Annotated in this window: 8 protein-coding genes; 3 read left to right on the top strand and 5 right to left on the bottom strand. The window is 42.0% G+C overall.

The window, feature by feature from the left end; all coding sequences use genetic code 11:
- Positions 1-7: 7 nt before the first annotated feature.
- The 4 genes from ACBP55_RS11430 to ACBP55_RS11415 all read right to left on the bottom strand — a co-directional run bounded on the left by ACBP55_RS11430 (position 8) and on the right by ACBP55_RS11415 (position 7,902).
- On the bottom strand, positions 8-1,210 hold the full coding sequence (locus ACBP55_RS11430; RefSeq protein WP_464651614.1) for a glycosyl hydrolase-related protein: 1,203 nt from the start codon (positions 1,208-1,210) through the stop codon (positions 8-10).
- The gene (locus ACBP55_RS11425; protein ID WP_464651613.1) at positions 1,192-2,601 is read right to left on the bottom strand and encodes a glycoside hydrolase family 38 N-terminal domain-containing protein; all 1,410 of its coding nucleotides are present in this window, start codon (positions 2,599-2,601) and stop codon (positions 1,192-1,194) included. The genes ACBP55_RS11430 and ACBP55_RS11425 overlap by 19 nt, the downstream gene beginning before the upstream one ends.
- A 389-nt stretch (positions 2,602-2,990) precedes the next feature.
- Complete coding sequence (locus tag ACBP55_RS11420; RefSeq protein WP_464651611.1) at positions 2,991-6,509, bottom strand: OmpL47-type beta-barrel domain-containing protein; 3,519 nt, start codon at positions 6,507-6,509, stop codon at positions 2,991-2,993.
- Complete coding sequence (locus ACBP55_RS11415) at positions 6,460-7,902, bottom strand: hypothetical protein (protein ID WP_464651610.1); 1,443 nt, start codon at positions 7,900-7,902, stop codon at positions 6,460-6,462. Before ACBP55_RS11415 ends, ACBP55_RS11420 begins: the two co-directional genes overlap by 50 nt.
- Positions 7,903-8,126: 224 nt before the next feature.
- Between ACBP55_RS11415 and ACBP55_RS11410 the strand changes: the two genes are divergently transcribed.
- Positions 8,127-8,981, top strand: a complete 855-nt coding sequence (locus ACBP55_RS11410; RefSeq protein ID WP_464651608.1) for a helix-turn-helix transcriptional regulator — start codon at positions 8,127-8,129, stop codon at positions 8,979-8,981.
- Positions 8,982-9,079: 98 nt separating this feature from the next.
- On the opposite strand, the gene ACBP55_RS11405 is transcribed toward ACBP55_RS11410, so the two are convergent.
- Positions 9,080-10,648 (bottom strand): ABC transporter substrate-binding protein, encoded by a 1,569-nt coding sequence (locus tag ACBP55_RS11405; protein ID WP_464651606.1) that lies wholly within the window; start codon positions 10,646-10,648, stop codon positions 9,080-9,082.
- Between the two features lie 252 nt (positions 10,649-10,900).
- Here ACBP55_RS11405 and ACBP55_RS11400 point away from each other — a divergent pair, with 252 nt between their 5' ends.
- Together ACBP55_RS11400 and ACBP55_RS11395 are read left to right on the top strand one after the other, a co-directional pair.
- Positions 10,901-13,240 carry a helix-turn-helix domain-containing protein gene (locus ACBP55_RS11400; protein WP_464651605.1) on the top strand — a complete coding sequence of 780 codons (2,340 nt, stop codon included), beginning with the start codon at positions 10,901-10,903 and terminating at the stop codon, positions 13,238-13,240.
- Positions 13,241-13,297: 57 nt separating this feature from the next.
- A complete protein-coding gene (locus ACBP55_RS11395; protein WP_464651604.1) occupies positions 13,298-15,568 on the top strand; it encodes a helix-turn-helix domain-containing protein in 2,271 nt (756 codons plus the stop codon).
- The last annotated feature ends 147 nt before the right edge of the window (positions 15,569-15,715 follow it).

Raw genomic sequence — 15,715 nt, 5'->3', positions numbered from 1 at the left:
GTATGTTTTAACGAGTCGGTACAACCAGCAGATGCATAATTTGTTTCGCCGCTAGCACAACGTTTATCGTGCTTTGTCGAATATCGGCCAGCTCCTCTTGAATCTCTTCCAAACCGTTTGTTTGATAGGCGGATCTAATAGAGGAAGATGGGAAACGAACTTGAGCTTCTACCGTCTTTTGCTTGCAATTGCTCAGCCGCAGCACGACCCCTTTTCCGTCTCTCGACAGCCCCACATGAAACGCTTGGACGCCTTCACCAACGACTTGCAATAGCTGATCGGCTTCCTCTTCGCTGCAGTGAACAGCAGGTACAGTGTACATCTGCGACACTCCCTGTACGGCGGTTTCCATAACAGCCGCAGCGTCGAACTTTTGAAACGTTGAAAGCCTGTAAGTGAAAATCGAGAATCCCGGCTGACGCGCCCGATAATTGGTTTCCCAGTAGTTGTTCATCGGCCACGCCAGCAAAAGCGGGTTCGGTTTCTTCAGAATACTTTTTTGTTCTTTGCCAAAATTAAAATCCCCCACCTGAACTAGAGGTGCATCCGGACAAACTAACGTAACACCATGCTCGCCGTCATAAACCGAAACACTTTTGTCGAGGGTTATATAATCACGGCTGACGCCAGGTAACTGCTCGGCATCCAATTCGACGAGCGTTCCGGCTGTATCATAATGGCATCGCCACACTTTGACGTTTAGTGGAATTGCAAAATACGTGCCTTCCGGCGTCGTGATGTCCTGCTTGTAGAAAGAAGCTTTCATCTCGATATCCGGCCGATAGCTGAAAAACGTGAACGTTTGCTCGAATTGGTCGACTCCGGGCGCTTCGAACGCAACGATTAGCGAGGCGGAATGCGCGCTTCGTTCGATACGGCAAGAAGTCATCGCTGTATAGCTTCGTCTTAGCGCCTTCCATTCATGATTCCAACAGCTGATGCTGTTGTGCACTTTCTCCTGATCGGCTTGAAAGAAAACACTGCGGTGATTGGGCTGGTCTGTCGTATCAATCGTTTCCTGTACGTATTGAAATAGACTCCACGGACTGGTTTGATCAAGGACTTCCCAGTTTTGCAATTTGTCATATAAACTCGTGATTTGCCCTGTCGACGGATCGAAAGTACACGTATGGAACGGTGTCTCAATACGGTCAGCTTCAATGGTTATGGTGTCATCGAAAGGCGCTTCACTTAGTGTTTGAAGCGGCATTTTGCGCCAACTGAACGGGGGGGCTCTACCATACCAAAGCTGACATCGGCATGGTTGACTTCGTTGTTCATAAGCACTTGACGTAGACGGTCTGCGCTCAAATGTTTTCCTTTCACTCTGAAGCTGGATGGTATGCGAATCGGATGCTTGACGGTAACCGAAGAAGGGTTAAAAACGAGCAAACCTTGAGGCTCTTGCGATTGCAGCGGATTATTCGCCAACTTCTCCATCTGAACGCCAAGCAAATAACCGGTCAAGCTATTGCCGAGATAAGCATAATGAGCTTTATGCATCCATTGAATATCCACGTTCTGATGATCAGGCTGCGTCACAGAATTGAATGCGCCCCACGTATGCTCGTCGTATAAATCGATCCCTTCAAACGCTTGCTTCAGGGGTTGAGCGTCGGAGACATCTGTCTCGTTTTGAAAGGCACTCAACAGCTCGACTGCTTTCATACCTTGCTTCGTGTGACGATTCAGCTTCGTTTCCTTGGCGGAACTGCCTGAACCGAAGTTCCAATAATCAGTCCAATCACCGCCGTGAACTGGGAGCTGGTCGGCTTGCTTTTGGACACGGGCCATCAGCTGCTCTGGCGTGACATATGAAATCGTCAACCCACGCTTCTCCGCGTTCCAACGTTTAATCAACTCCGGCAGATCCCGGTCGGGAGGACTGTTGTCGCAAAGCGGCAAGTTGGTCGCCGATAAATAAATAAAATCAAACGGATAATCCGGATCGGCTTCTATTTTCTTTAAGTACTTAGCTAATCCTTCCGCCATTACATCCGTATTTCGCTCATTTACTTTGCCTATTTCACTAAACAATGCATACTGCTCGCCGTTAAACGTCAGCAGCTTACGATTATCCGGCGTTTGCCAATGAAAGGCCCCTGGCCTTTTGAAAGGGATGCCTCCAAAATGCGAATTAATACCCATAATAAAAAATTCAACCCCAGCATCGAGGAGCAATTGACTATATGTCCATGGCTGACCGTTGATATCGTGATGAATCGCCGTGTTAATCGGAACCCCGAACCTGCTGCGCAACTCTCGAATAGGCTGCAACATGCGGGCAGATTGCTCTGCAGATACGAGCGGAGACGTATGCAAGTAAGAAGCCGATACGCTTAACTGACCTTTGCGTAAGTAATAGCCGAATTGCTCGATCTGCTTCTCGTTAGCCGTCTCTAACCAGCGAAGAACAGGATAGCTGGATTCGCACGTCCAGCGAAATTGATTTTCCTCTGCCCAATCCTCAGTTAGCGCGCACATCTGTAGCGCCTGATCAATGTACTTTTTTTGCAACTCCAATAAAATAGGTTGCACATGCGTATAGCCGATATCCAAGTGGCTGTGGTGCAGAACGAGTACGTCTTTGATTTTCGACATCTTCTTCTCTCCTAACAATAAATAGAAATAATAACAGAGTTCATATTGAATCTTCTTGTTAAGACTGGATGGTTGCTTTGGAGTTAGCCCCATCTTATTCCAAACTATAAGAGACTGCATACACCAAAAAAATTGCAAAACACCGATTTCTTAAACAAATCGACCATCAATCTTTCGTACCATAGAAATCAGCTCAATCGCCGCTGCCCTGCCGAATCCACTGGTTGATCCATCATTAATTGAAGCAAGCTAGCCCCCAATTTCTCAGGGGTCAGCTTGCCTCCGCTTTAATGATTGATATCCGATCACTTGAGCCTCAACCCAGCTATCATGGTGCTTGATTCCGCATACTCCACGTCCGTGACAATACCTAAGCCTGAAGAGCTCTCTTATTGATTGCCGGATTGATCATGAGGTACTGTGACTGTAACAGATTCAACCGTTTTGTTGCCAGCTTTATCGATAGCTGTGTACGTGATGGTATAGATGCGTGATTTTTCAGCTCGTAAACTGAATGAGATAGCGGCTGTACCGAAATTGGCCTGGATGTCACTTTGGCCGCTATCTGGTTGATTGCTCGTGATGGACGTTAAAACCACGGATTCAACACCCGATGTAGCATCACTAGAATTCAGCGTGGCATTGATCGTAACCATTTTATGATTCGCTGGCCAAATCGACGTCTTATCCAACTGGATGGAAAGCGCTGGAGCTGTCTTGTCAACTTTAAATTCGACCGTTTTAAGTTGTTCTACATTTCCTGCCTGATCCTTGCTGCGGTATCCGAGCTTATAAGTTCCATCACCGAAAGCTGGAATGGAGCCGGTGTAAACGATCCATTCACCGTCATTCACTTGGTATTCCGTTGTTACGGAGCCTCCGTAAACACTGGCGCTTACGGATAAGCTTGCAGTCACATCCGTCGTGTACCAGCTGTTCTTGCCGTTAGGCGCAGCCGGACTTAACGTTGCGGTGGTTACAGGAGCTATCTTATGAATGTTGCTTACCGTAATGCTAGTTACATTCGATACATTTCCTATTGCATCAGTTCCTCTTGCATACACTGTATCATTGTCGGAAACAACCACTGGGGCGGTGTATGCTTTCCACGCGCCGCTTGCTCCCACTTTATATTCCATCAACGAAGCGTCTGCCGGGTAGCTGATCATTACGGTGACGCCTTGGTTGGTCGGCGCTGTTGTATCTACAGCCAATGTTGCATCGATAGGTGCAATGTGATCGATATTGCTGACCGTGCAGTTCGTCTCATTTGACACATTGCCCGCAGCATCCGTTCCTCTTGCATAGACCGTGCTGTTTTCGGAAACAACCACTGGAGCGCCGTATGCCATCCATGCGCCGTTATCTCCTACTCTGTACTCCTTCACCGTCGCATCGGATGGATAGCTGATTGTTACGGTAACGTCCCTATTGGTTGGCACTGTAACGTCAGCTGACAACGTTGCATCAGCCGGAGCCGTCTTGTCGATGCTAACAGTAATCGTATGCTCTTGTTCCACGTTGCCTGCGTGATCAACACTCCAATAAACGAGTGTATGAATTCCTTCTGAATTAAACTCTATCGTATTGCCGCTTTGTTGTTCGCCGCCGTCCACCTTAAAGTAAGTAGCTGCTACTCCCGAGACAGAATCAATAGCATTTAAAGTGACCGTCGTATCAAGATTGTACCAACCGGCAAGGGCGTCGTTCGATGTAACAGGAGCAGTAAAATCAAGGAAGACATCATAGGAACTTTGTACGTCAGAACCGTCTGCAGCTGTTGCGATCACTTTCACTATTCCTTCTTGTTTAGCCGTAAGTAATCCATTGGCATCCACCGTCGCTTTATCTGTCAACGTGACACCATCTGCTTCAAAAACGCTCCATGTTACACTTTTATTCGTGGTTGGCGGTTGCACATCAGCATGCATTTGCAATGTGCCATCCTTACTATTGATCGCATTCGCTCCACCTTCACCGCTTACTGTGATCGAAGAAGCCAGTATTTGCGGAGCTGTAAACACCTGCGCTTCAACCCAACTATCAGAATTAATTTTATTGTTTCCGTTTATCCAAAATCTAGCGTATCTTGCATTGACTTTCGTAAAAGAAATAACTTTGCCCGAGGCTGATTCCGCATATTCGGGATCCGTACCTGCTCCTAGTCCTGCTGAATTATTCGTATCATTGTTAAACACCGTCGTAACTCCGCTGTTGAATGTAGGATCATTGGATAATTGAACGATGACGTCTCGGAATATTCTCGCATCTGCGAAATAATGCCATAGCTTAATTTTATCAACATCATAATTTTGTCCGAAGTCAATCTGCATCCAACCCAGTCCAGGCGCATTCGTACCAACCCAATTGTTAGAATTACTGCTTAAGCCGTCCGTTGCAAAAGCAGCCGACTGTGAAAAGGCTCCGCTAAAGGTTGGAATTCTTCCAAATGCAACATTAATTGGAGGCGGTGTAAAACTAATTATGATATTACTGGAGCCCTGTATACCGGTTCCGTCAGTTGTTGTCGCAACCACTTTCACAGTCCCATTCTTTTTGGCTATTAGTAACCCATTAGCGTCAATCATTGCTTTATCCGTTGGCGTTACTCCATTAGCTTCAAAAATACGCCAAATGATATTACTATTTGCGCCAGTTGGCTGTACTGCAGCCTGCATTTGCAAAGTGCCATCACTGACAGTGATGGTGTTCGCACCGCCTGCGCCACTTACAGAGATCGATGTAGCAGGCGTTTGCGACACAGAATAAACCTGCACGTCGACCCAACTATTGGCATTAATTTTTGTGTTACCATTCGCCCAGAACCTTGCATATCTGGCATTTATTTTTGTAAACGTCATTGTCTTTCCTGCAGCCGATTCTGCATATTCGGAATCCGTACCTGCGCCTTGACCTGCTGAATTATTCGTATCATTGTTAAACACTGTCGTAACTCCGCTGCTGAATGTCGGATCATTAGATAATTGAACAATGACGTCGTGATACGTTCTTCCATCGGCGAAATACTGCCACAGCTTAATTTTATCAACATCATAGCTTTGACCGAAATCGACCTGCATCCAACCGAGTCCTGCCGTAGATAAACCTACCCAAGCGTTCGAATTGTTGCTCACACCATCCGTTCCATTTTCCGCCTCTTGGGTAATTGGTGCGCTAAAGGTTGGAATTTTATCCAACGCCACATTTATTGGAAGACTGAAGTCTGGCGTATATACGGCTGTATTTCCTACGAATACGTCCTCAGGCGTACCTAGAGGAACTCCTGAACTATCCGTTTGTTGCAAGCGCCATTTGACGCCCGGTTCCACGACATTCAATGTCCAATAAGAATTTTTGGACCGCATTCTTGCGCGTTGATCTTGCGAGAAAGCTCCTACATTTCTAGCTGTTTCCCATTGCTTTATTTTTTCTAAAAACACACTTTGGTTGGCCAAACTGCCTACGCTCGTTTGGAAGCCGGCACCTGCATTCCAGCTTGCCATTTTAGACAAGTAATATTCGAGCGTTACGGTATTGTAATTGTTCAAATAAAGCCACCCGATCATCTCAGGTAATAAGTTGCGTTGCATGTATTCCATGTTCGTGTAGAGCTGCGAGATGCTAGTGTTGGATTCGCCCCAGCTTACTCTCGTAATATAATCCCAAAGGTTAGCTGTCATCCCGCTGGCCTCCGTAATGAAATCATTCGAGTTAGTCAAATTGTTGTACATATTGGACACGATCTGACTCATGCCGTAGTTATCGTAACCTGAAACCATTGCAGCTTCTAAACCGTCAAACGACATGGCTCTTATTCCCGTATTATTATAGGCTGTTGCCATGCGCTGTGAAATTGCATTAATCAATCCAGTTCCGGCAGCCAATCCGCCATATTGGTTGACCCACATTCTGGATACCTCCTGACCCGCTGAATACGACGACGCCGAAGTTCCATGAATATGACGAGCTACGCTTAGCTTCCATTCCGTTGAGTCTGATCTGCGTTGTTGTAGAATAGCTAAGCAATTCATTATTAATCCGAATCTTATTTCCAAAGCCATTAACAAAAGGGTCAAGGCTGCTTACATAAATATCTGTACTCGTTGCATCAAGGCTTCTCGTCAGTGTTGCACTTCCTGCCGTGGCAAGTCCTGAATCTGGAGTAGGGGTCACGTAGCTGTCAGAGGTATCAATAAAATTGGACAAAGTATGAACGCCGTATTTAATGCCATAAGTTGCAGCCGTGTTGACTGTTTGCTGCACGCCCGCATCATTTGCGCCTAATTTGGACTTAAACTGTAGATGACCATTGGTGTTCCAAGGACCGCCTGCTCCTTCAAGGGAGTAAACATAATTCAAACCGGCATTTTGCGCATACTGTGCGGCCTGCGCCATATTGGACGAAGAGATGTCACCTAAGACTAAAAAGGATTGTGACGATTTCTGCGATTGTCTTGTCCACTCACCATCGATGGTTGGATGAAACAGTCCTTCGCCTGTCTGAATACTGGAAATCGTATTCAAAATATTCGACTTCGCCGTCCCGTACAGGGCAATTTTCGAGCCTTGCAATTGACCGTCCGGTCCTGCTAAAGGCTCTACGGGTTGGTTCGGCTTCTGATATCCAACATTCCGGTATCTAACTTTCGTATGATCATATGTATACGATTGAAGAAAGCTCCCCCAAGAGGTTTTCGCAGCACTGTCCCAATAAATAGGCATTCTGTTCGGACCTACTGAAGTGTGAGTAAGGTTCATATATTCAATCGGCCACCCACCGATTGTCTTATTGTTCAACTGTTTAATTCCAATTGCAAAATCATCGTTGTAGGCTGCCCCTAGCGATTCGCCAACCGTTTTACTGATCGTACTCGCAATAGGTCCCCATAAAACAATTTGAACGTCTACACCATCAGGCGCAGTGACGGATGTAATCTCGAATGTCGCGTAATCTGTTTTGGATTGCACCTTAACGACGACTTGAATGTTTTTGGGATCGAACTGGAATGTATAGCTGCTCGTTGATGATTCATATCTCATGGAAGTAGGTAATTGCTCCGCACCATCGGCTACGAGCTTGATCAAATAAGATGGATGGTTGCTTTCTACATACTCGGCATTGTCAATCTTGCTCTTTAAGCTTGTGATTTGTCCTGAGTCATTTAATGAGATCATTAATTGTCCCGCGTCAATTTGATACGGCGATGAGGCAGATGCTGTATTCGATCCGACGCCTCCATAACCAATTGTTGTAAAAAGAAATACAAATATGAAGGTATATACTACAAATTTATTTCTCATAAGATCACCTCAGTATTGTGAATTTAAAGGACAACTTTTACAATATAAGCAGTCATTACCGTCTTTGCGAACCTCACAAACTGTAATTTTCAACTCCCCGAATAATTAGATGCTAACCACCTTCTTTCAAGGATTGATATCGCTTACAATGATTAATAGATCATATTATAGTTAATCATTTATACTTAAGATAACACCACCTATTATCGGAAGGAATGTGCTACATGCCAAAGTTTTTGGACTATATGATCAGCAACAATCCAATTCGAATAGAGGATCTTAAACTTGATAAATCCAAATTAAATATTTCAACATTAACCATTACCGCAATGGGCCATTTACCAGGAAGGACTTTACAGCGAAAGAATACCACATTCGATAGTTGGGCATTTTTATATATTGTCGATGGAAAAGGCTATTATCAGGTGAATGATGGCCCGTTGCAGCAAGTAGAAGAAGGCAGCCTGTTTTTTGTATATCCTGGTGCAGTATTTCATTATGGTCCTGAAGATCAAGGAAATTGGGACGAATATCATATAAGATTTGAAGGCAGTCGAATTCAAGAGTGGCTTGAGCGGTGGCTTTATGATACGGATACTGTAAAACAAGTTGGAATGACAGAAACGGTAGTCAATAAGCTTGAAGTCATTTTCTCTCTATTAGAGAGCGGAGTTCCTATGAATGTAGACCGCAGTTCATTAATGCTGGAATCACTTCTATTCGAATGTATCCTGATTGCTGACAAGCCACAGCAAAAATTAACAAAACAAAACATTAATCAAGTAGTCGAGGATATTGCGGGAACGATTTATCAATCATTAGATGCACATATAATTGCCAAACGGAACCATATTTCGATTCCAACGCTAAGGCGAATGATTAGTCAGTATACGGGTTATCCGTTTAATGAATATGTTCATCGATTAAAAATTGCCGAAGCCAAACGTCTTCTGCTTAACACAGATTGGCCAATTCATGAAGTATCTGATACTTTATGTTATAAAGATGTATACTACTTTTCTAGAGTATTCAAGAAGTATGCAGGGATTTCACCGCACAATTATCGCAAGAGCATTTAAGTCATCCCAAGATTTAATATCTTCGCTCCTAAGAAGAGAACTCCCGAAGTATGTCCTACGAATAGAATACTAAGGAGTTCTCAATTGTTTTAACCAGCTTATTTATTTGTCGCTTTCCATGCATCCAATTGCTCTTGTTTCTCAGCAATAATTTTATCGGAGCCTGCCTTTTTCAACTTATCCAGGAATTGTGGCAAGTACTTCTCAGGGTCTACGGAACCGCTCGCGATCGCATAATAAAGTTCATCGATGGCAGCGTCAACGTTCGCCTTCTCTGCTTTGACCGGTGTAAAGTCAAATACAAAACCCAGCGCATTGGAAGGTGTTGCGTTTGTATTGAGATCTACCCACATTTGCGTAAACTTCTGATCGTGTCCTTTTGGATCACCCTCTGACAAATAGGAGAGCGACATATTGCCGAACTCCCACGGAGCAAAGTTTTGGAAGCCTCCGTCTTTGATGGTCTCAATCCGATTTTCCGCGACTTTCTTGTAATGCTTGCCTTCAACGCCCCAGACAAGTGTGTTGTAAATTTCTTTGTCGGTGTTCAGAAGATTGAGGAACATCATAGCTCTTTCTTTGTTTGGCGAATTCGCAGAGATAGCCGTCATTGTCGCTGCAGCTTTATCGTTTGTAAGCAGCGGCTTCACGAACTGGAAGTCGTAAGACTGTATATCAGGATTGAAGCCAGACATTCTACCTGTAGCATCCATGCCTGCTGATGCTAAGGCCACGGAATCAATATCGATCTGACCCAATTGAAGAGCGTTCTTTCCAGCCTTCCGATCTGCCGAGGTATCTTTTATGATCGCTGCGTCTTTACGCAGATATCCTTTGGTGTACCAGTCTCTCATCATCGTGATATAGTCTTTGAATTCTGGAGTTTCATACTGATTGACAACCTTACTTCCGTCTTTTATGTAAAGATCTCCTGGCGTTTTCGAATCTCCTAAACTCTCAAGGCCAAACATAGGAGGGGCAACCGTGAAAGCATCGGTAAACTCCCAAGCTATAAGATTGGGCTCGTTCTTCTTAACTGTTTCCAGGAAAGGCGTCAGGTCTGATAACTTGGTGACAGACTTCCAATCCAGTTTGTACTTATCCGCTACTGCTTTCTGTATGATATAGCCGTACCCTGCGGTTGACTGTTGGAAAACAGGCACAGCATAGATATGCCCTTTTACTTTTACAGCATTCCAGAACATATCCGGAATACCTTTCTTCATGTCAGGATATTTGGTAATCAAATCATCCAACGGCGCATAAGCGCCATTCGCCACATTTTTAAAGTAATTGTTAAAGCCCGCCCCTGTCCATACGAGATCATAGGGTTCGCCAGAGGCCATGGTGACTTTCATTTTTTCTTCGTAAACGCCCCAATCAATCAGTTTCAGGTGAACCGTGGCGTTGATTTTTGGCTTGATGAGCTTATTAACAGCATCTTCTACAGACTGCAAATCCTTCTGAGGCCCGCTCGGGAAGTAATACATAAGTTCAACTGGCGCTAATGGGGTTGCTGTAAGTTGAGCTGTTTGAGCTGCCCCCGTACTAGGCGCAGGGGTAGAAGTTGTTGGTTCAGTATTTTGAGAGCTGCATCCAGCGAGTGCAACAGAGATACCAATACTCAACATAACAAGCGAACGTTTCATTTCCTTTGATTTGCTCATCGTTTGACCTCCATATTTGTTTTTTAAATGCTTAACAGACCCAAGCCCGGTGTATTGAATGTGATTTGAAATAGCGCATGAGTACAGAAAAAAACAGTAAAACACCGAATTTCAATAAAAATAGGTCTCCAATAACTGATCAAATCTCCAAAAAATGAACCGAGATGGAAAAATAACACTATTAATTTGAGTTTCTATGGGGGATATAATAAAATTGATTTACATCGTACATCCTTAGATAGAGGTGGTAGCATGTACAAAAAATTACTCATTTCATTCGTTGCAAGTATCACTGCTTTGATTATAATCCTATCCTCGCTGTTGTACTACAACTACACTTCTTCTTCTATTGAGACTGTAAAAGAAATGAAGGGAAATATTTTATCTAATATCAGCTACAGTTCTGTATACATGGATAATATTGCAAAAAAGTTTTGTCAATCCTTAATGCTTAACAATTCCATTATGTCTTTCGCATACAGTAAGGAACAGGATATTCTAAATATCAGCGGTGCTATGAAAACATTGACTAATTTAACGATCCCCAACAGCTATATTTACTCCACCTATATATACAATACAAAAATCGATACCTTTCTCACTACGAACACGTTCTATGATAGCCATGATTTTTTTGATAAAGAAATCGTTGCGATGTTAAAAAGTCCTCAAGCAGCCAAATCGCCTAGTCTATATCCAATCCCAAGAAAAATCCCAGTTACAAATGGTTCAAATGTAAACGATGTCAATGTATATACCTATATTTTATTCGATACCAATAATAATAAAGGCGACTTCGACAGTGCCATCGTATTGAATGTGGATGCGGACTGGCTACGACTGACTATTTCATCCTTAGATAACAAAATGGGGAAAGATGGAAATGAAATTTTCGTCTTGGATGATAAAGGCGATATCGTAAGCCACTACTCGCCCGATATGTTCAAGCAAAATATTTCAGATCAGAGTTATATCCGCGATGTTCTTCATGCAAATGCGTCATCAGGAACCTTTTTTAATGTGCTACATGATAAAAAATATGTGGTTTCCTATGTTTCTTCGGATGAATTGAAATGGAAATTTATAAGCTTAACGCCTTATGATACATTTTTTTCAAGTGTCAAAAAGAATGGCTTCATTACTCTTGCCTTTTGTCTAATCGTCCTTGTAATGGGACTATTATTCGCATTCCTTGCTTCAAAGAAGCTTTACCATCCTATTGGTACGCTCACAAAGGGGATCAAACAAAAGCTGGGCCAAGATGGCAAACCTGAGAAAAACATCGATGAAGTTAGCTTTCTCTCAACTGCTTTCAATGGAATGATCGATAAAACAATCCTGTTGGAAAATATGAAACGAAATACAGCTCCCCTTCTAAAAAATGATTTTTTAAAAAATTTAATCATTGGCCAAACTTATCTAGCTCATGAAAAAATATTAGCCAAAGAAAAAGAACTTCAAATTGATCTGAATTTCAAAAACAATCTGTTCTTATTCATGTTAAAAATTGATTTTTATAAAGATTTCATCGACCAACATAATGAAAAAGACCGTTCTTTATATAAAATTGGGATTGCGAATATAGCCAAGGAAATCACTAACGAGCACTATAGAAACGAAGTCATAGAAACTGGATTCGATCAATTTATAATATTGGTTGATATTGGAAGGCTTACAGAGCAATCGGATCCGTTCATGGACATCTTTCATGACATCGTGACTAGAATCCAATTCTGTGTCAAAAAGTATTTACACATTTCATTAACTGGAACGCTTGGATATGAAATCGATTCGCCGGATCAAATCAAATACGCGTATGAAAAAACGCTTAACTTGTCCATGTATAGAATTAAATTAGGTCATTATAGCATCATTACCTCTGAGATGTTAAATGACTTGGATGACAGCTCTTTCCAATTTCCTGCCTCTAAAGAAAAACAGCTCATTGATTCCCTTAAGTTAGGGAACAGTGAAGCTGCGAAGGAAGCCTATAATGACATTATTAAAGCCATGGAGCATTCATCTTACGACACGATCTTAACATCTGTCATCTATTTGTTTTTCTCCATTTACAATTCTCTAAATCGAATCGTCGAAGGCTCACAGTCTACATTCAATGCGATTTCGATCAATTTTTTCAACAAAGTAGCGGGGTTTGAGACCTTAGATGAAATCGAAAGGACATTTTTCAAGTTATTCGATGATATTATTCTTTTAAAAGATGGCACAAAAGATAAGAAAAAGAATATGATCGTCGACACCGTAATCGACATGATCCACGCTAACTATCCTGATAAAAACCTTACATTAACAAGCTGCGCCGAAGCTTTGTCCATTTCTTCCGTATACCTTGGCAAGCTGTTTAAAAATGCAACCGGTAAATCGGTAGCCGAGTATATTACAACAGTGCGCATGGAGAATATCAAGGACTTCCTGGGACAAACTCAATTACCGATAAATGATATTTTAGAAAAATGTGGGATCGAAAAATCGAACTACTTCTATACCAGCTTTAAAAAATACTTTGGCGTCTCGCTCACCGAATACAGATTACAAAATGTGAAGGTAAACAGTGAGAAAGATATTTTGTAAACCTTAAGTGTTCCATTCATTTTTGAAGGTAATGTATGGAAAGGGGGGGACAGGATTATGCTTAAAAAATTCATATTTAAAAATCCGTTTCAACTATTTCTAACGATTTTATTGCCTTTTCTTGTGAGCACAGTATTGCTCCTGTTCGTCCAATTCTCCCTTCTGAACAACAATTTCGAGAATTATGCGCTTCATTTGGTTTATAATCAGCATAAAACCGATTTGGAGCATACAAGTCGTAATGTCAGCGTAATGGAAGAATCGGTCAAGACGGTTTCGATCACCGCCTTTTTCGATAGTATGGTGAAAGATCTTTTGTATTCCGATGTCGATTCGGAAGATTTCGTGAAATACAAAAGCAAATTGCAATCGTATAAAAACATCTATCCCTTTCTTCAATCGATCTATATCTATAACGGTCAACATATGTATACGCTTCCAAGCGAAGGTTTTGTATATGATCGAAATTCATTCTATGATCCAAGTATTTTTCCAATTCTTGATGATATACATAACCATAAGACCCATAGCATTGTATTAAGACGCATCCCGAACATATTATCCGGCATTACTTCTAACGCTGCAGATTCTATTAACGTATATTCTTATTTATTTTTCGATTCCCAAGAACAGAGCGGCAAAGTAAATGAAGCGATTATCCTTAATGTATCGGAAGACTGGGTTAAGAATAGCATTAGTTCATCTGATCCTAATAATCGTATCTTTATAATTAATCGTGAGGGGGTATTATTATCTGACGATGAAAAGCATCCCTTATTAAGCGAATTGAAGCAAGAAAACTACATCCAAAAGATTCAATCCTCGAGTGAAAGGATGGGGAACTTCCGGATGGAGATTGATGGTGTCGACTCCTTTGTTACTTTTGCCGCTACAGATGTGTTCGACTGGAAATTAATCAGCATTACACCTTATTCCTATATTATCCATGATCTCGAGAATATGAAGCAAAAAACGTTGCTGCTTGTGGTATCTTTCATTATTGGCAGCATCCTGCTTTCCTTCTATTTATCTCGTCGACTATACGTACCTATCTCTTCTGTTATTCAAAATTACCTTCTTATGGAGTCCGAAAAGAAAAATGACTTTTATATGAGGAAGCAAGAATTCCTAAGATCATTGGTTGTTTCTAATGAGTTGCCGTCGACGGAATTTCTTTACAAACAGTTTAAGAAGTTCCATGTTGAACTCGAACCATCTGATTGCTTTATCATCGTGCTGCTTAGAATCGATCATTTTTCGGATTTTAGTTCCAAATACAAACGCACAGACCGTAATTTGCTTATGTTTGGTATGGTGAATATTGTTTCTGAAATTATAGCTCAATCACACCCACATGAATGTATTGAGATGGAAGAGGATCGCTTAGTCATCTTTATGAGTCGAAGAGATGCTGCGCTGCCTCCTTCCGAGGATCAACGATTAGTCGCCCTCGTTCAAGAGTTTCAACAAAAGTTGCAATCCTTCTTGAATATCTCCGTATCCATCGCGTGCAGTGAAGCTTTCCATACGTTGGCGGGGCTCAATTACGCTTATTTGAAAACCGTGGATCTATCTTGTTATCGGTTGATCTTGGGACACCGTTCAATCACCTATTGTGATAACTTCTCGATGTCCCTCGACAACTATAAATATCCGCAGGATCAGGATAAAGAATTGACGGATGCGATCATTCGAGGTCAATTTGACCAAGCAAAACTCATATTTTCCAACATGGTTGAGAATGCTTCCACACAGAGCTATTCCGTCATCAACTCCGTTATGATCCGTTTATTGTTATCCATTCGTTACGCGATAGAAATTTTGGAAACCAATCTTAGTTTGAAAATCGACTTTAATTTTAATAAATACTTGGAAAATATTCAGAAAATTGAAACCCTTAAAGAAATGCAATCGGACTTCTTTCATCTATTTGACAATTTGGCGCTTGAACTAGAATCCAAGAAGGACAACAAGTATTTGAACATTCTTGACGACGTGATCATGACAATAAACCAAGAATTCACGAATCCAGCGTTATCTCTAAATACAATTGCCGATCGGGTCAATTTATCGCCACGCTATTTAGGGAATATTTTTAAAAAGCACCGCTTCATTCCTGTTGCCGATTATATCGATAACATACGTCTGAAGTATGCCAGCGAGCTAATTTCCAATTCCGACGAAACCATCAATGTGATCATGGACAAGTCGGGATTTCTGAGCCGCAGCCACTTTTATAACCTATTTAAACAAGCGTACGGAGTAACGCCCAATCAATACCGCAGCAATGCTAGGAAGAAAAGCGTATTTGAGAATAATTATACGTAATGAGAACTGTCATAAGTAAATAGCGTTGCACTAAACTGGCTCAAGGTTGAGCCAGTTTTCTTTTTGAACCCTAATGAGAATACATTCATCATATGAGAACTAAGGATATAGACGCTTTCAGAACACCGATACGAAATGAGGAATTGA

The sequence above is a fragment of the Paenibacillus sp. WG02 genome, assembly GCF_055396115.1.
The sequence above is the reverse complement of the archived record's forward strand: the minus strand, read 5'-3'. Positions and strand labels throughout refer to the sequence as shown.